Raw genomic sequence first — 16199 nt, 5'->3', positions numbered from 1 at the left:
CGGCAAATGCCCGAATGGAAATTTGTCCTTTATTTTAGCGTCATCGGCAAGAGAAAGTTTTGCGGGCACTTAAAGCGCGTCGCGCTTTAAGTTTTCATTATGATGCATGTCGTTGACCCGACACCGGATCCACTTTGGGGCGACAGCATTTTTGCTGCGCTGCGACATGAAAAAGGCGCGACGAAAATCGCCGCGCCTTCAAAATTCGTTTGCCTCTTCCGAAGTCATTCAAGCTTCGGAGCCTCAGTCGCACGGCCAGGAAGGGCGTGCTGCTGGCCGATGGCTCAGGCGGCGCGGAGGTTGACGGCCTTGGGGCCTTTGCCCATGCGATCCGGCTCGACGTCGAAGGTGACCTTCTGGCCGTCGACGAGCGTGCGCAGGCCCGAGGCCTCGATCGCGGAAATGTGGACGAATACGTCCTTGGCGCCACCGTCGGGCGTGATGAAACCGAAGCCTTTGGTCGCGTTGAAGAATTTAACGGTGCCGGTCTGGGCCATTGGGGAAACTCCTTCACCCGTTCAGTCTTGATGGTCCTGCCCGCCACCTCGCGTCGAGGGCAGTTCCCGGTGGTAGCTTTCGGCAGTCATGCATTGGCGCATGGTCAAACCCCCCGCCGAAAAACGGGGCCGTCAGAGATTCACAGTATCGGGGAAAGGTCGTCCAAAACGTTCCGCTCTCCGGGTCGCAAATGCCCGAACACGGAATTTATCGCACGGAAAAGTGAAGGTTGCAAGATAGCGCCGCGGGCCGCCCCCGATGGGCGCGTCCCGACTCATGAATCGACCAATCCGAGCATCGACGCGCCGCAAATAGGCCTCGTTGCCTGAGGGGTCATCGGCCACAGCCCCGTCACGCATGGGCCAGCGGCGGCGACGGCTGGCGGTGCGAGGCGCCGGGATAATCCAGGCGACGTTCTTTTTAGCAGCCGGCTGCAAACGAGGGTTGCAATCGGCGATGGAATGCGGAGGATCGCAACAGCGCGACTGGTTTGAGCCTTTGCTTCGTGAATATCATTGTCCCGAACAGCTGCGTATTTGGAGCGGCACGCAGCGAGGCGAGGATCGAGGGAGAGACGATCATGAGGTTTCTTGCGGCAATCTTCTCGCGACAGGGTTTTGTCGTCCTGTTCCTGTCGGCTGTTCTTGCCGCCTGTACAGTGGTCGTCGACGACGGCCCGGGACCGCGGCCACGGCCGCCGCGGCCGGGACCGCAATTCTGCACCAAACAGTACGAGCCCGTCTGCGCCCGGCGCGGTGGCGACCGCCAGACCTTCGCCAATGCCTGTCTTGCCGACCGGGCGGGTTATGGCATCGTGCGCGACGGTCCCTGCCGTGACGGCGGCGAGGGTGGCGGCGAGCAGACTTTCTGCACCCGCGAATACGCGCCGGTCTGCGCCCGGCGCGGCGGAGAGTTGCGAACCTTCCCCAACGCCTGCGAGGCACGCGCCGCCGACTACCGCATCGTTGGCGGGGGCCGCTGCTGAAAGGCCGGGTGTTCGTCTTTTCCGTACTTTGGGAAACGCGGATGCCGTCTAAAACAAATTTCGGGGACGTGTGACGGTCACAACGCGGATGGATAGGCGCCGTCGGCCGGGCCGGAGTAAAGCTCGCTGCCGTGCTCATCGCAGATGCGCACGCGGTCGGGGATTTGCGGCATTGCGAGCGTATGGAAGAGCGCGGTGGCGCCCTGCCAGGCTGCGCGCAGGGTAGGGGCTTCCAGCGACACCTTGTCGAGCGTCGCTTCCTCGGCTTCGCGCGATCGGTAAAACTCGATGACGAAATTCAAGGACGCCTCCATGATGCGTTGTTCCGCCAGGGAGATTCTCCGGCAGGAGATTCTGCGGCAGGGATGGGCGCGGAAGAAGTCGTCCGCGATCAGCTCTTCGATTTCGGCTTCAGGCCGCTCTCGGCCTGCTTGACCGACGAGCCGAACGGGGAGGCGGGCTTGGCCACCACCTTGTCCTTCTTGGGCTTTCGTGTTTCGCGGTTGCTGCGCTGTTGACCCTTGGCCATCTTGTCTGCTCCTCGTGCTGGTGGTCTGGCGGCGCCGGGGTCTCAGACCGCCGGATTGTTGCCAACAGTCGGATTGTCACCAATCGGATTGTCGGCTGGTTCGAGATTGTCTTCCGTGGTGACCCGCTCGTGGGTCTCCTGCTCGCTGCGGATGCGGTACTGCGGGGAGCCGTCCTTGACCGGCAGCCTGCTCTTGATCTCGAACAGTTCCGTTGTCTTGTTGAGGAGCCCTGTGCGGCTCTTCATGCGCACGGTCTGGCCGACCGCGAAGAGATGCGAGGGCGTGTCGGTGCGCGGACGCGCATTCTGCTGGAAACGGATCATGCTGCATTCTCCCTGTCGCGCTTCAGCGCTGTTTCGAGGTCCAGGTAATCGATGGCGACGAGTTGACTGGTGGTCGGGTTTTTCACCGCTCTTGCCGGCAAATGGATGAAGGTGGCGACGCGGCGCCAGGCAAGCCGCGACATGCCCTCCATCAGCTCTTCGTCGTGATCGATGTCGTAGTCGCCCGCCGGCAGTTGCCCTTCCAGCCCGCCGAGTACGAAAGGAGCCATGAAATGTGCGACGGAATGGGTCGTGCGGTCCGGCATTGTCCTGCCTTGATGTTTTAAGCCCTGTGGCGACATGCGAGGCGGAGAGCCTCAAAGCAAAAAAGCGGGGACGAGCCCCGCTTTCCTATTTCCGGCAATCGCTGGAAATAAGCCATTTTCGAGAGCTGCCAGTACATCCGTGGTCAGCGGTCATCGAATTCGGCCGGATCAGATCAGTTGCAAATTGGCGGCCGACTCGCGGCCCTTGGCATCACGCTCCAACTCGAATTGCAGCTTCTGGCCTTCGGCGAGGCCAGGAAAGCCCGCGCGTTCCAATGCGCTGACGTGGACGAAAACGTCCTTGCCGCCGTCGGTTGGTTGAATGAAGCCAAAACCCTTCTGGCCATTGTAGAATTTCACGGTTCCGGTGTTCATGGGTATCTTTCGAAGAATGAGAACGGTCGCGGAGCAAATGCGCCGCGCTGCCGATATCGATGATTTGGAGTGAGATTGGCGGGTCGAGAACCTCTGACGCCGCGAAATGCCAATTCTGGCCCAAACGCTTATATATATGTAGCTCGACTTTGCATGGGTTTCAAGAAGATTTGGAAAAATAAGTAAGCCAAAGGAAAAAGATTGCTGCGTCCATTTGAAAAACTCTGCTATGGTTTGGTGATATTTTCCAAAAATTCTCAAAAAATCATTTTGGGGTCCGCTCCCGAAATTTGCGTTTTATTTCTCCAAAAAGGACAAAAACCATGGTTTCTGCGAGAAGCTCAAGAGGCAATACCACAGCGATCAACCCGCCTATCAGGCCGGCCACCGCATATGCCGTCGCCATCGGGCGTACCGGCAAACCTATGATCGTCAAGTCGGCGCGGCTGACCATCAGAAGCGACGAGGCTGAAAGGCGGACGATCGCCGATACTGACGGAACGGTTCGGCGCGCCAGGCAGACGGCTGAGACCAACCGGCTGATTTGATCTTGTCCGCGCCGATGGCAAGCGCAAGAAACCAAGCAAAGCCTTGAACCCGCCGCGCCAATGGCCTAGATCGCGGCAGGCGGACAAACACGGCAGGTTTCCCATTAACAGAGATCAGAGACGAGCGGCGGGTGCTGGCGCCAACTCCGGCTCGGGCGGACAGCCGCCGTCGAGTCTCGACCAGCATGTGCAGAGGGCGCTGCAACTGCATCAGGCGGGGCGGCGGCAAGAGGCCGAGGCGCTCTATCGGCAAGTGCTGACGCACAAGGTCAACCATGCGGCGGCTGCGCATTTTCTCGGTCTTTTGCTGCACCAGACCGGGCGCAGCGCCGAGGGGCTCGGTCTCCTCGAGCAATCGGTGCGCTTGCAGCCGAAGAATCCGGATTTCCTCAACAACCTCGGCACGGTGATGCGCGATCTCGGCCGTGTCGCGGCGGCCGCCGACTTCTTCCGCGGCGCGGTGGCGCTGCGGCCGGACCAGCTCGCGGCGCGCGACAATCTCGGCTCGTCACTGAAACAGCTTGGGCAGTTCGAGGGCGCCGAGGAGATCTATCGCGGCACGGTCGCGCGCAATCCCTTCCATTTCCGCGCCCGCATCGGGCTTGCCGAAACCTTGCAGGAAGCGGGGCGCCTGGACGAGGCGCTGGCCGTCTTTCGCGGGGCGCTGTCGATCCGTCCGAAGGACGCCGAACTGCTGCACGGGCTGGGCGTCGGGTTGATGGAAAAAGGCGAGCTCGACGAGGCGGCCGACCTGTTCCGGCAGGCGCTGGCGGCCGATCCCGGCATGGCGCGCGCCTGGCTGATGCTGACGCAGGTCAAGCGTCAGAAGGAGCGCGATGCCGAATTGACCGGGATGGAGGCCCAGCACGCCAAGGCGCTGCCGGACAGCCTGGCGCGCATGCAGCTTGCCTTCGGCCTCGGCAAGGTCAATGACGATCTGAAGGATTATAACAGAGCCTTCGACTATTTCGCCGAAGGCAATGCCATCCGCCGCAAGGGCATCGACTACGACGCGGAAAGGACACGCGCCGAATTCGAGGCTATGAAAACGGTGTTCGACAGGGATTTCTTCCAGAAGCACAGGCCCAGCGCGATCTCCGACGATACGCCGATCTTCGTCGTCGGCATGCCTCGTTCGGGCACGACCCTGGTCGAGCAGATCATCGCCAGCCATCCGCAGGTCTACGGCGCCGGCGAACTCGGCATCCTGAAGACGGCGGTCGGCAGGCAGTTCCCGGCGACCATGCCCGGCGGCTTCCCCTGGGGCGTTTCGGATGCGCCCGATACGGATTTTGCCGAGGCGGGACGCGCCTATCTCGACATGCTGCATGCCCGCTATCCGCACATGCGCCACGTCACCGACAAGATGCCGGGCAACTTCCTGCTTGTCGGCTTCATCCACATGATGATGCCAAAGGCCAGGATCATCCATTGCGCCCGCGATGCGGCGGCAACCTGCCTTTCGATCTACAAGGTGCATTTCCGCGGCGACAGCCACCGCTACGGCTATGATCTGGGCGAACTCGCCGATTTCCACAATCTCTACACGGACATCATGGCGCATTGGCACAAGGTGCTGCCTGGCGTCGTGCACGATGTGCGCTACGAGGATTTCGTCGCCGACCAGGAAGGCCAGAGCCGGGCGCTGATCGACTATCTCGGGCTGCCATGGGACGATGCCGTGCTGTCGTTCCACCAGACCGACCGGCCGGTGCGCACGGCTTCCGCCGCGCAGGTGCGCCAGCCGATGTATCAAGGCTCGGTCGACCTGTGGAAGCGCTACGGCGACAGGCTGAAGCCCCTGCTGGACAGACTGGCTTAATGCGGCTCGGCATTTCCGGCGGAGCGCTCCCGCTCCGCCCAAGTGCGTTGCCTACAATTCCATGAACGTCTGGAATCCGCCGAAGATCATGCGCTTGCCGTCGAACGGCATTGTCGACATATCCGGCTGCAATCGTGGATCGGCCATCACCTTGGCCATGACCGCGTCGCGGTCCTGCCTGGATTTGTAGACGATCCAGGAAAAGATGACGACTTCGTCGTCCTTGGCCTGCACGGCGCGTGGAAACGACGTGACCTCGCCATAAGGCACATCGTCGCCGACGCACTCGACATAGGCGAGCGCGCCGTGTTCCTTCCAGACGGCGCCGGCGGTGTTGGCCAGCTTCTTGTAATCGTCGAGTTTTGCCTTTGGCACGGCAAGCACGAAACCGTCGACATAGGACATGGCAATCTCCTTGTTTGCTGCATCCGGCGCCGGGCCGGCAGGGATGCGACCCGGGGCAGGTGGGCGCGCACTTCTCGCCGAGAGTGCTGACGCCCGCTATCGAATTGCGACGGTTATTGCTCCACTGGAGCGTTCATCGCCCATGCGACTCCGAAAGGGTCCTTCACCTGGCCCCAGCGGTCGCCCCAGAACATCACCTGCAGCGGCGTCACGATCTCGCAGCCGGCGTCGACCGCGCGCTGCCACCAGCCGTCGATCTCGTCGCTGCCGAGATGAAGCTGGAGCGTATAGCCCTGCGGCGCCTGGTGCGGGTGGCCGTGCTCGGGATAGGCGTCGCCCAACATCAGCGTCGAGCCGTTGATGTGGAGGTGGACATGCATCGTGCGGCCTTTTTCGTCCGCGGGGTAGGCAAAGACCTGTTCGGCGCCGAACGCCTTCTGGTAGAATTCGGCAGCCTTGAAGGCGCCGTCCACCTGCAGATAGGGGGTCAATCCGCCGAGCACTTTCGCCTTGGGCTGAACAGGGGTCTGGTCGGTCATTGCGTGTTCCTCTTCACGTTTGATTTGGCCTTGCGGACATAGGACGCGTGAGGTGACGGCGGTCCTACATGGGCTTGAAATTTTTCTCGTGGGCCGGGCCCGGACTGGCCGGGCGACCGGCGAACTCCAGCAATAGACGCATGGCTCGGCCGTTCATATGACCCTGGCCGGGACGGCGGCTGAGCGGCGGCTGTTCTGCGCGTCGAAGAGTTCCGGAAAGCCGATGTCCTTGCGCAGTTCGACGGGCAGCGAAAGCAGGATGCGCTCGCTGCGATGGCGGGCACGCGCCGCCGCATATCGGGTTGCGATGCGGCCGATGGAGGAAAGGACGGACATGATGCATTCTCCCTGGGTTGGCGCCGGCATCATCGTGTCGGCATCCCAAGGACGAGGCAGGTTCAGGCGATCCGACAGGTCGTCGTTTTTTTTCTCGCAGCGTTTAATTTCTCATTCGAGCGCCACGGCCTACGCAACCTTGAGCGTCGGAATAGCCGAAACATCCACCTCACGTTCGGCATGCCAGGCATCGAAAGCTGCCTGCATGCGAAGCCAGATCGCGGCCCCGTCGCCGAACAGCTTCCCAAGGCGGGCGGCTACAGCCGGTGAAACCGGCTTCTTTTCGCGGATGATGTCATAGAGCTGCTGCCGGGAGATGCCGAGCAGGTTTGCAATTTCCACCTTGGTCTTTCCAGTTGCCGGGATAATGTCCTCAAGCAGCGCTCCCGGGTGGGAGGGACAGAGCTCGATAGGACGCGTCGGCTCGTGCACGCTCATTGGTCGAACTTCTCCAATCTGGCCGCCTCAGTGGTATTGCTCGAAATCGACGCGGGCGGCGTCCTTGCCGTCGAATTCAAACGTGATGCACCACGGGCCGTTGACGTGGACCGTGTAACGGATGGGATCGAAGCCTCTCAGCGCATGGAAGGCAAAGCCAGGAAGGTTCATCTCCTCCGGCTTTTCTGAAGCTTCCAGGCGGTCAAGCCGGACAAGATGCGCTTGTGCATCTTGGCGTCGATCTTGCCGGTTTTCCCGGTTTGAAAGAGCTCTGACAGGGCCTTGTTCCTGAAAGACTTGATCATGACGTATGTAAACAGATCGCTTACAAGATTCAAGGACCTGTAAGCGGATAATTTACAATCCGATCTATCCCGCCCCTTCAGCCACTGAGCGGAAGAACTCCTCGGGATCGTCGACTTCGGTCAGCCGCCGCCTCTCGATCAGCCAGAAGCGGTTGCCGATGGCACGGATGAAGGAGCGATCGTGCGAGGCGAGCACGCAACTTGCCTGGTGCTTGAGCAATTCCTCCTCCAGCGCTTCCTGGCCGTCGATGTCGAGATGGTTGGTCGGCTCGTCGAGCAGATAAAAATTCGGATTGGCGAGCCTCAGCGCCAGCATCATCAGCCGCGCCTTCTGGCCGCCGGACAGCACACTGATCCTGCGCTCCTGCATCTCGATGCCGACGCCGGCGCCGGCAAGCAGAGAGCGGGCGCGCTGTTCGCCGACATCGTAACGGCGCGACACCATCGCCAGTGGCGTATCGTCGCCGCCGATGCCGGACAGCGCCTGGTCGCTGTAGCCGAGCACCGTCGACGGCGTCACCTTCACGTTCTGAACCGTGTCGGGTTCGATAATGGCGTTGCGGATCAGCGTGACGAAGCGCGACTTGCCGACGCCGTTGCGGCCAAGCAGCACGATGCGGTCGCCCTGGCAGATGTGGCGCTTGCCGGTCCTGAACAAGAGCGTGCCGTCGGGCGTTTCCACCGCCGCGTCGTCGAGCGTGATCAGCACCTTGGCGTGCGTGCCGCGATTGGCCAGCCGGATCGCCCCCGCCGATTTCTCGTGATGCGCCGGGGCCGCCGCGTCCTCAAGTCGCTCCGCGCGCTGCTTGAGCTGCTTGGTCTTGACCGTGAGAAGGTCGCTGCCCGAATTGATGCCGATATTGTTGAGCTTGGCAGCCTGGCGTCGCAATTGCTGCGCCACCTTCATGTCGCGCTGGAATTTTCGCTCGGTCGAGGCATCGACCTCATCGAGGGCCTGCCGGGCGCGGGAGTAGGGAAGGGAAAACACCGGCGACTGGTCCGGGCGCAGGAACAACGTGCGGTTGGTGGCGGCGTCGAGAAAGGCGCGGTCGTGGCTGGCGATCACCACCGGCACCTCTCGCGGTAGCGCGTTCAGCCAAGTTTCGAGCTGGCTGATGCGGGCAAGGTCGAGATGGTTAGTCGGTTCGTCGAGCAGCAGCATGTCGGGATCGGTGACCCAGACACGCGCGATCAGTGCCAGCCTCTGCCAGCCGCCGCTCAGCGCCTGCATCTCTCGCTCGCGCATCGCCTCAGGAACGTCGAGCGAATCCAGCACCACATCGACACGCCATAGTTCGCTTTCGGCTTGCTCGGGCGGCAAAGCGTCAGCCACCACCTGATGAAAGCTGCGGCCAAGCAGGGCAGCAGGAACGGACTGCTCGACATGGCCGACGCGCAAGCCGCGCGTGCGGCTAATGTCGCCGGAGGTCGGCTCCATCTCGCCGGCCAGGCATTTGAGCAAGGTCGACTTGCCGCGACCATTGGCGGCAACGATGCCGAGCCGGTCGCCGCTGCCGATGGTGAGGTCGAGATTGGAAAAGAGCGGCGCACTCATCGTGACGCCGAGGGATTTGAGGCTGATCAGGGCCATGTCGATTTCTCTGGTCTATCCGGAAAGTCCGGCTCAATGCACTTTGTCAGTGCGCAAGCGGCCATCAGGCTCGGCAATGCGCACCACGAAGGGCAGACCAAAAAATCGAAGCGGGAAAAACCCGGACCGTCCCTGGTCAGCCCTGCAAGCAAGCTCGCAGGGCGGAAATCGGGCCACGCTGACGATGGTGATCGATAAACACGCAGCCCTCCTTTCAAGACGTTTGGGTGTGGGGACTGAGTACACCAAAGGTCATGCGCTGGGCAAGAGGAGGGTAGCGTCGAGCGGGGCGCTGAAGCTGCCAATCTCCCCACTCGCGGGGGAGATGTCCGGTCCACCCTCCGCAGCTGCAGCGCAGCTGCTGTGGAGGACGGGCAGGACAGAGGGGGCGCCGTCCCGCCGGCCTTTCGAACGAACTACTTTCCGGGCCGTCCTGTCTTCGCGGGCCGGCGCTTTTCGCGGCGGGCGTCGCCGGGGTCTTCATAAGAACCAATGCCGGCGCGTTGGCGCACGACGGGTTTGTCCTCGCGTTCCTTCGCGCCCCCGTCTGTCCTGCCGGCCCCAACAACGGGAGAGATCGGCTGAGGCTTCGCCGGCACTTTTCCCTCGACCGGTTTCTCGGTGCGGCGCACGGTCATCTCGTCGAGAGAGTTTTTCTTGAACAGCGGTTTGGTCGGCTCGCCGGGAATGCCGAAATCCGAGCCGTGTGCTTCGGACGCCGATTGTTTCTTGAACAGCGAGCGCGACACGGCACCGGCCGGCGTCGGCATGTCGGTGCCTGGGCCCATGTCGTCGATCGACGGTTTGGCGAACAGGGGCTTCTTCACCGGCACCGCGCCATCGGCGCCCATCTCGTCGAGATCGGGCTTGCGGAAGAGATTGGGCCGGGCAGCCTTGGCTGCCTCTTCGGCGGCGCGTGCTTCGTCGAGCTTGCGGAACCGCTCCTGTTCCTCCGATGTACGATGCCTGGCCACGCCCTTGTTGTGCTTGCCTTTTTCGCGGCCCGAGACCGGGCTTTCCATATCGGCGTATTTGGCCAGCGGATCATCGGAGATCGACATCTCCATCTCACGCAGCCGCTTGATCTCGTCGCGAATGCGGGCCGCCTTCTCGAAATCGAGGTTGGCGGCGGCGTCGCGCATCTGCTTCTCCAGCGCGTCCAGATGGGCCTTGAGGTTGTTGCCCATCATGGCGCCGGCGCTGTCGGTGAACTGCGAGATATCGGCGCGGACATGGTCCTTCTCGTAGACCGAATCCAGAATGTCCGAGATGCGCGACTTGACCGATTCCGGCGTGATGCCGTTGGCGGCGTTCCACTCCATCTGCTTTTCGCGACGGCGATTGGTCTCGGCCATGGCGCGTTCCATCGAGCCGGTGACCTGGTCGGCATAGAGGATGACCTTGCCGTCGACATTGCGGGCGGCGCGGCCGATGGTCTGGATCAGCGACGTCTCCGAGCGCAAAAAACCTTCCTTGTCGGCGTCGAGTATGGCGACGAAGCCGCATTCGGGGATGTCGAGGCCTTCGCGCAAAAGGTTGATGCCGACCAGCACGTCGAAGGCGCCGAGGCGCAAATCGCGCAGGATTTCGATACGCTCCAGCGTGTCGATGTCGGAGTGCATGTAGCGCACGCGCACGCCTTGCTCGTGCAGATATTCGGTGAGGTCCTCGGCCATGCGCTTGGTCAGCACGGTGACCAGCGTGCGGTAGCCGGCCTTGGTCGTCTCGCGGATCTCCCCGACGACGTCGTCGACCTGGGTCTTGGCCGGGCGCACCTCGACCGGCGGGTCGATCAGGCCGGTCGGTCGGATGACCTGCTCGGCGAACACGCCGCCGGACTGCTCCATCTCCCAGCCGCCGGGGGTTGCCGAGACAGCGACCGAGAGCGGGCGCATGGCGTCCCATTCCTCGAAGCGCAGCGGCCGGTTGTCCATGCAGGAAGGCAGGCGGAAGCCGTATTCGGCAAGCGTCGCCTTGCGCCTGAAGTCGCCGCGATACATGCCGCCGATCTGCGGCACGGTGACGTGGCTTTCGTCGATGAAGACCAGCGCGTTGTCGGGAATATATTCGAACAGGGTCGGCGGCGGATCGCCCGGCTGGCGGCCGGTGAGATAGCGCGAATAGTTCTCGATACCGGCGCAGGAGCCGGTGGCTTCCAGCATTTCCAGGTCGAAGCGGGTGCGCTGTTCCAGACGCTGCGCCTCCAGCAGGCGGCCGGCGCGCTCGAGCTCGACCAGACGGTGCTTGAGCTCTTCCTTGATCGACTTGATGGCCTGGTTCAGCGTCGGGCGCGGCGTCACATAATGCGAATTGGCGTAGATCTTGACGCTTTTCAGCTCGCCCGTCTTCTGGCCGGTCAGCGGGTCGAATTCGGTGATCGCCTCGATCTCGTCGCCGAACATGGAGATGCGCCAGGCGCGATCCTCAAGGTGGGCTGGGAAGATTTCGATCGTGTCGCCGCGCACGCGGAACGAGCCGCGCACGAAATTGATGTCCTGGCGCTTGTATTGCTGGGCGACGAGGTCGGCGAGCAGAGCGCGCTGGTCGAGCCGGTCGCCGATCTGCATCTGGAAGGTCATAGCCGTATAGGTTTCGACCGAGCCGATACCGTAGATGCAGGAGACCGAAGCGACGATGATGACGTCGTCGCGTTCGAGCAGCGAGCGCGTCGCCGAGTGGCGCATGCGGTCGATCTGCTCGTTGATGGAGGATTCCTTCTCGATGAAGGTGTCGGTGCGCGGAACGTAGGCTTCCGGCTGGTAATAGTCGTAGTAGGAGACGAAATACTCCACCGCATTGTCGGGGAAGAATTTCTTGAACTCGGAATAAAGCTGCGCCGCCAGCGTCTTGTTCGGCGCCAGGATCAAGGCGGGACGCTGCGTCTCCTCGATCACCTTGGCCATGGTGAAGGTCTTGCCCGAGCCGGTGACGCCGAGCAGCACCTGCGTGCGATCGTTGTTTTGGACGCCCTCGACCAAGTCCTTGATGGCGGTTGGCTGGTCGCCGGCCGGCTCGAAATCCGACACCATCTTGATGGTGATCCCGCCCTCGGACTTTTCCGGCCGGGCCGGGCGGTGCGGCGTCCACAGCACGCCGTCCTTGTGCAGCGGATTGCCGGATTCAATCAATGCCGAGAGAGCCGCCACCGTCGCGGTGACGCCGCTCGATGTCATCGTCTCGGCTTCCTCGAGCGAGACGTCGAGGCCGGCGACGGGATTGAGGCCGGCCGCAGCGCGCTCGCGGGCTGTCGCCGCGCCGCCCATCGAGGTGCCACGCGCCGTGCGCCCGGGCGCCGCGGAGCGCTCGGGGATCTTCTTCGATGGCTTCGGCGACTTGCCGCCGTCCTTGCCGGCCTGGCGCCCTTCGCGTTCGGCTTCCTGCTCGATCTGCTCGGCCCAGTCCGCGACCGAACCGGTGAGCGGCGTGCCGGACAGTTCGGGCTGGGGCATCTCGGCGAAGCCGCCTTCGTGCAGCGGCTCCGAGGCGTCGAGGAAATCGGTCAGCGGGCTGCGCCGCTTGGGCGCGGCGCGGTCGTCATTCGCCGTCGACGGCGTTCTCTTTTCGGTGGATTTGGCCATGGCCGGAATATGGGAGGTCTTGGCGAAAATGGAAAGAGCGCGATCAGCCGAGGCGCATCACCAGATGCAGCTCCTGACAGAAGGCTGTCAGGAGGAGGCAAGTGCCGGTGATGCCTGCCTATTGCGGTCAGGCGCCGCGTGCGTTGTCCGCCACGCGTGTCGGCGATCCGTTCAGGCGCGGCACCACGACGAGGCGCTTGATTTTGCCCTTCTTGAAGGCGGCGAGGAAGCGCGCATAGTCCTTGAACGCGACGCATCCACTGGACTGTGCGTAGCGGCCCCGAAGCAGGTAGGTGTGGGCCAGCAGCCCGTCGCGGTTGTATTTATTGCGGCCATCGACGGGTGTCAGACGCAAAGCCTCGACACCATGAAAGCGCGACTCGCGCAAGGACAGATTGTAGGTGTTGGGCGGTGTCGGTCCGCGGTTCTTCTGATCGGCATAGCGCGGCTGGTCCGCCATGGCGCCGATGCCCGAATGCGCTTCGAGCCTCGAACCGTCGGGCATGTAGACGGTCTTGGCGCTGATGTCATAGATGGCGACACCGCTGCCGGCTCCGCTCCTGGAGCCGCCCGGCGCGTTGAACAGGTTCCTGAACGCCTGGCCGAGGCCGCCCGAAGGCGTGTCTGGCTTTGCATAGGCCAACGCGTCGCCGCCATCCGCCGGCCGGCCCTGCCGGGCCGGCTTTGCCGGCTGGGCTTGCTGGATCGGCTTTGCCGGCTGGGCTTGCTGGACCGGCTTTGTCTGAGGTGCCGGCTTCTGCTGCACGACCTTGGGCTGTTGAGTCGGCTTTTCCTGCTCCACGGACTTCAACGGCTCCGGCGCGTCGAATTGCGGCCGACGGGTCGGCAGCGGCACGTCATCGGTGAGCGCGTCGGGCAAGGCCGCGGCATCGCCCGGCTGTTCCTGCTGGGTTTCGACAGGCGAAACCGCGACATCGGCCGAAGAGTCCGTCATCGGCAATGGCGAGGCGAATGCCTCGTCCTCGACAGGCAGCGAGCGGGCAAGCGCGAGGGCCAGTTGCGAATTGTCCGGCGTGCCGGCATCCGGCTGGGCAAAATGCATCGGCTGCGGCGCTGTCTGGACAACCACCGAGCCGGTGTCGATCCGGGCGAAGCGCTCCGCCGCGGGTGCCGGCAAGTCTTCAGACAGGCTGGCGACGAGCTTGGCGCCCGGCACCAGCGATGCCTCGGCGACCTGTGGAGCGGAGGTCGAGATGATAGGACGGGCGGGTGCGCCGGCCGTGGCCACGGGCTTGGCCGCGTTGGCGAAGGCGGCGGCGAGCTTGCTTGGCGAGAGAGATGCTTCCATGCGCTCGAAGCGCTCCTGCGAGGTCGTCTTGGCGACCGGGACCGGGTGTGCCGTGGACGCGGCCACGAGGCGCGCCGACTTTTCCGCTCGAGGAGCGAGCGCGGCCAGCCTGAAGCATCCGGAGCCGCATTGCACGGCGTGGTTCTGCAGCGCCTGCGTGCCGCCATCGGCGTTGGCCAGTGCGAATGGCGCAGCGGGCATCAGGAAATGCTGTTTCAGCGGATCGGCAAGAGCGAGCGAGCCCGGCATGGCCAGCCTCTGCGGCAGGACGCTCGACGTCGACGACAGCGAAGCGCCGACGGAGCTCAGACCAGCCATTGTCCCGACCAGCCACAGGCCAACGGCAGCGCTGACGCCGGGCACCGCGACCCAGCGGACGATCCGCTTAGAGTTGAAGGATGAGGCACGTGACGCATTGTCGGCAGCTTCGCCGTCCCAACGCCTGTCCCCGACAATTTTCTTACTCAAGAACGCCATTCAACCAATCTTGCTCCAATCGGCTCCCACGTCCGCGGCTGTGATAGCCGCGACGACCATTCTGTGAGTGATCCCAGGTGGTCCCCGACGCGTTTGCCGCGCCTGTCTTTGGTTGCCGATTGCTTCAAAATATGGACAAAGTTGGTTAACCAATCCCTCTCAAAACCAACCGAGAGACGTGGACTTTGTGCCAAAAAAGGCTCGTCCACGACCATGAACGCGGTATTGCAGCCCTTCCAAGAGTATTTTGCTGCCTGCTTTTAACGGCCGAGTCAAGCAAAACAGCTCTTGCTAATTGAAGCGAATGGCCGTTTCAGCGGGGCCGCGACGGTGGCGCGTGTCATTCCGTACTCCCGAGAAGGCCCAGTGCGTCGCCCCAAAACTGCTATCCGCCCGCAGCAGATAACCGGCCCGTACCGCGGTTTCGCGGCGACCATTGATCGGCCACCGTGTTGGCGCGGCGGTTCGCGCCGGAGGAGGCGGAAGCGGTGCTGTACCAAGGCGCGATTTTCTAGGGTTTGCAATGGAGCTTCTACCTCCCCCTTGTGGGGAGGTTGGACCGCAGGTCCGGGTGGGGGGCTGGCGCTGACCGCCCAGGAACGCAGCCCTCTTGGGCCCTCAGTTGAACCACAGCGCAAACGTCAGGAAGCCACCGCCGCCGAACTCGCTCTGGATCTGGTCGAAATCGTCGCTGGTCAGGATCCTGCCGCTTTCGAGATAGGGCGCGATGGCCGGGCCGGTGATCGACAGCACCAGGTCGAAGGGTTTCGGCTCGTCGAAGAAGCGCTTCATGTTGATGCCCTTGCCGGTGATGCGGAAATGCGGCAGCAGCACGCGGCCTTCGAGCAGGTCCTCGGCCATGGTCAAGGTGGCGAGCCAGGCCGCGACCTGCTGCTCTCCGACTTCGAGGCCGGTGAGCGGGTTTTCGCCCTTCTGTTGCGGTCCCGGCAGCCATTCGCGGTCATTGTCGGTCTCGGCGCGGATCGCCTTCCAGTCCTCGCGCGACAGCCGGATCATCTCCAGCAGGTGACGGCGCGCCGCCTGCCGCCGCTCGGGCTCGACCACCGGCCAGTTGACAAGATGCACCAGCGAGATGAAATCGGCGATGCGCCATTCCGAGGAGAAGATGCTGCTGCCCATGTCGCCAGCCGGCGGAACGAGGATGTCCTGCAACGGCAGTTTTGCGCGCGGGAAGAGCATGTGGAAGGAACCGTCGAACGTGCTCCTGAAATCATGCGCCAGCCAGAAATCGGCCTGCGCCATCAGGAACTCGGCATAGCCCTGCAGCCAATAACCGTCGGCGCGGTCGAAGCGGAAGGTGAGCGCAGGCGCGGCATCGTCGGGCGCCACGCCGCGCGACAGCGAGGCCATTATGGCGGCAATGCTTTCGTCCGGCGCGATCGTGCCGTCCTCGTTAAGGTCGATGCCGACTTGGGTGAGGTCAATGACAATGCCGATATCGGCATCGGCAGGCACCGAGCCCAGCGTGGCTGCGGATTTCTCGAGCCGGTTGCGGAAGGCGACCAATATGGCGCGGAACTGTTCGTAGGTCAGCGGTTCGGGGTTCGGGTTTTCCGGCACAGGCAGCCGCATCAGCGGCAGCATGAAGGATCGCGGGCTCTCGAAGCCGTGGCGGTGCAGGCCGCTGGCCAGCAATTCCAGCGCGGTGAAGAATTCGCCGGCGCCGGCGGCATAGGCGGATGCCGGGTCGGTGGATGCGGCTGCCTCCAGCGTCGAGAGCGCCGTGTCGCGCGCGACCACGGTTTTGGCCTCGAACAGAGCGGCCGCGGTTTCGGGCATGGCGGCCTGCGCCGAAGACATCGGCAGAACCAGAGCAAGTGCCAATGCCAGCAGACTTGCCAGTGGTGTCATTT

At 63.2% G+C, this 16199-nt stretch carries 17 protein-coding genes and 1 pseudogene; 3 read left to right on the top strand and 15 right to left on the bottom strand.

Going from position 1 to position 16199, the window contains the following annotated elements:
- Positions 1–284: 284 nt before the first annotated feature.
- Positions 285–497, bottom strand: coding sequence for a cold-shock protein (locus FJ949_RS12285; protein ID WP_006202520.1), 213 nt, complete (start codon positions 495–497; stop codon positions 285–287).
- 581 nt (positions 498–1078) lie between these two features.
- On the opposite strand from FJ949_RS12285, the gene FJ949_RS12280 reads away from it, so the two are divergent.
- A complete protein-coding gene (locus tag FJ949_RS12280; protein ID WP_140496002.1) occupies positions 1079–1483 on the top strand; it encodes a Kazal-type serine protease inhibitor in 405 nt (134 codons plus the stop codon).
- Between the two features lie 77 nt (positions 1484–1560).
- Here FJ949_RS12280 and FJ949_RS12275 read toward each other — a convergent pair whose 3' ends face one another.
- The 5 genes from FJ949_RS12275 to FJ949_RS12260 form a co-directional block, all read right to left on the bottom strand.
- Entirely contained in the window at positions 1561–1785 is a 225-nt protein-coding gene (locus FJ949_RS12275; protein WP_140496001.1) for a hypothetical protein, read from the bottom strand.
- Between the two features lie 89 nt (positions 1786–1874).
- Entirely contained in the window at positions 1875–2012 is a 138-nt protein-coding gene (locus FJ949_RS30325; RefSeq protein ID WP_181165218.1) for a hypothetical protein, read from the bottom strand.
- Positions 2013–2054: 42 nt separating this feature from the next.
- The gene (locus FJ949_RS12270) at positions 2055–2336 is read right to left on the bottom strand and encodes a hypothetical protein (RefSeq protein ID WP_140496000.1); all 282 of its coding nucleotides are present in this window, start codon (positions 2334–2336) and stop codon (positions 2055–2057) included.
- Positions 2333–2602, bottom strand: a complete 270-nt coding sequence (locus tag FJ949_RS12265; RefSeq protein ID WP_140495999.1) for a hypothetical protein — start codon at positions 2600–2602, stop codon at positions 2333–2335. Before FJ949_RS12265 ends, FJ949_RS12270 begins: the two co-directional genes overlap by 4 nt.
- A gap of 168 nt (positions 2603–2770) precedes the next feature.
- The gene (locus FJ949_RS12260; protein WP_140495998.1) at positions 2771–2977 is read right to left on the bottom strand and encodes a cold-shock protein; all 207 of its coding nucleotides are present in this window, start codon (positions 2975–2977) and stop codon (positions 2771–2773) included.
- Between the two features lie 323 nt (positions 2978–3300).
- On the opposite strand from FJ949_RS12260, the gene FJ949_RS12255 reads away from it, so the two are divergent.
- Entirely contained in the window at positions 3301–3525 is a 225-nt protein-coding gene (locus FJ949_RS12255) for a hypothetical protein (RefSeq protein WP_140495997.1), read from the top strand.
- 187 nt (positions 3526–3712) lie between these two features.
- Positions 3713–5347 (top strand): tetratricopeptide repeat-containing sulfotransferase family protein, encoded by a 1635-nt coding sequence (locus FJ949_RS12250; RefSeq protein WP_140495996.1) that lies wholly within the window; start codon positions 3713–3715, stop codon positions 5345–5347.
- A gap of 51 nt (positions 5348–5398) precedes the next feature.
- Here the strand turns inward: FJ949_RS12250 and FJ949_RS12245 are convergent, their stop codons facing one another.
- The 9 genes and pseudogenes from FJ949_RS12245 to FJ949_RS12205 all read right to left on the bottom strand — a co-directional run bounded on the left by FJ949_RS12245 (position 5399) and on the right by FJ949_RS12205 (position 16197).
- Positions 5399–5752: a DUF1428 domain-containing protein gene (locus FJ949_RS12245; protein WP_140495995.1), complete on the bottom strand. Its 354-nt coding sequence runs from the start codon at positions 5750–5752 to the stop codon at positions 5399–5401.
- A 113-nt stretch (positions 5753–5865) separates the two neighbouring features.
- Positions 5866–6291, bottom strand: coding sequence for a glyoxalase/bleomycin resistance/extradiol dioxygenase family protein (locus tag FJ949_RS12240; protein WP_140495994.1), 426 nt, complete (start codon positions 6289–6291; stop codon positions 5866–5868).
- 153 nt (positions 6292–6444) lie between these two features.
- A complete protein-coding gene (locus FJ949_RS12235) occupies positions 6445–6627 on the bottom strand; it encodes a hypothetical protein (RefSeq protein WP_140495993.1) in 183 nt (60 codons plus the stop codon).
- A gap of 129 nt (positions 6628–6756) precedes the next feature.
- On the bottom strand, positions 6757–7065 hold the full coding sequence (locus tag FJ949_RS12230; RefSeq protein ID WP_140495992.1) for a HigA family addiction module antitoxin: 309 nt from the start codon (positions 7063–7065) through the stop codon (positions 6757–6759).
- Positions 7066–7092: 27 nt separating this feature from the next.
- Positions 7093–7370: pseudogene (locus FJ949_RS12225) on the bottom strand (type II toxin-antitoxin system RelE/ParE family toxin).
- 64 nt (positions 7371–7434) lie between these two features.
- Complete coding sequence (locus FJ949_RS12220; protein ID WP_140495991.1) at positions 7435–8961, bottom strand: ABC-F family ATP-binding cassette domain-containing protein; 1527 nt, start codon at positions 8959–8961, stop codon at positions 7435–7437.
- A 416-nt stretch (positions 8962–9377) separates the two neighbouring features.
- Entirely contained in the window at positions 9378–12539 is a 3162-nt protein-coding gene (uvrB, locus tag FJ949_RS12215) for an excinuclease ABC subunit UvrB (protein ID WP_140495990.1), read from the bottom strand.
- 127 nt (positions 12540–12666) lie between these two features.
- Positions 12667–14325 (bottom strand): DUF2778 domain-containing protein, encoded by a 1659-nt coding sequence (locus tag FJ949_RS12210; protein WP_140495989.1) that lies wholly within the window; start codon positions 14323–14325, stop codon positions 12667–12669.
- A 618-nt stretch (positions 14326–14943) separates the two neighbouring features.
- A complete protein-coding gene (locus tag FJ949_RS12205; RefSeq protein WP_140495988.1) occupies positions 14944–16197 on the bottom strand; it encodes a hypothetical protein in 1254 nt (417 codons plus the stop codon).
- Positions 16198–16199: the final 2 nt, after the last annotated feature.

Source organism: Mesorhizobium sp. B2-4-1, from assembly GCF_006442185.1.
Taxonomy (GTDB): domain Bacteria; phylum Pseudomonadota; class Alphaproteobacteria; order Rhizobiales; family Rhizobiaceae; genus Mesorhizobium.
The sequence above is the reverse complement of the archived record's forward strand: the minus strand, read 5'-3'. Positions and strand labels throughout refer to the sequence as shown.

Excerpts from the sequence above, each read along its gene's own strand:
- FJ949_RS12285 (WP_006202520.1), bottom strand. The coding sequence starts at position 497 with ATGGCCCAGACCGGCACCGTTAAATTCTTCAACGCGACCAAAGGCTTC.
- FJ949_RS12280 (WP_140496002.1), top strand. The coding sequence starts at position 1,079 with ATGAGGTTTCTTGCGGCAATCTTCTCGCGACAGGGTTTTGTCGTCCTG.
- FJ949_RS30325 (WP_181165218.1), bottom strand. The coding sequence starts at position 2,012 with ATGGCCAAGGGTCAACAGCGCAGCAACCGCGAAACACGAAAGCCCAAG.
- FJ949_RS12270 (WP_140496000.1), bottom strand. The coding sequence starts at position 2,336 with ATGATCCGTTTCCAGCAGAATGCGCGTCCGCGCACCGACACGCCCTCG.
- FJ949_RS12265 (WP_140495999.1), bottom strand. The coding sequence starts at position 2,602 with ATGCCGGACCGCACGACCCATTCCGTCGCACATTTCATGGCTCCTTTC.
- FJ949_RS12260 (WP_140495998.1), bottom strand. The coding sequence starts at position 2,977 with ATGAACACCGGAACCGTGAAATTCTACAATGGCCAGAAGGGTTTTGGC.
- FJ949_RS12255 (WP_140495997.1), top strand. The coding sequence starts at position 3,301 with ATGGTTTCTGCGAGAAGCTCAAGAGGCAATACCACAGCGATCAACCCG.
- FJ949_RS12245 (WP_140495995.1), bottom strand. The coding sequence starts at position 5,752 with ATGTCCTATGTCGACGGTTTCGTGCTTGCCGTGCCAAAGGCAAAACTC.
- FJ949_RS12240 (WP_140495994.1), bottom strand. The coding sequence starts at position 6,291 with ATGACCGACCAGACCCCTGTTCAGCCCAAGGCGAAAGTGCTCGGCGGA.
- FJ949_RS12235 (WP_140495993.1), bottom strand. The coding sequence starts at position 6,627 with ATGTCCGTCCTTTCCTCCATCGGCCGCATCGCAACCCGATATGCGGCG.
- FJ949_RS12230 (WP_140495992.1), bottom strand. The coding sequence starts at position 7,065 with ATGAGCGTGCACGAGCCGACGCGTCCTATCGAGCTCTGTCCCTCCCAC.
- FJ949_RS12220 (WP_140495991.1), bottom strand. The coding sequence starts at position 8,961 with ATGGCCCTGATCAGCCTCAAATCCCTCGGCGTCACGATGAGTGCGCCG.
- uvrB (WP_140495990.1), bottom strand. The coding sequence starts at position 12,539 with ATGGCCAAATCCACCGAAAAGAGAACGCCGTCGACGGCGAATGACGAC.
- FJ949_RS12210 (WP_140495989.1), bottom strand. The coding sequence starts at position 14,325 with ATGGCGTTCTTGAGTAAGAAAATTGTCGGGGACAGGCGTTGGGACGGC.
- FJ949_RS12205 (WP_140495988.1), bottom strand. The coding sequence starts at position 16,197 with ATGACACCACTGGCAAGTCTGCTGGCATTGGCACTTGCTCTGGTTCTG.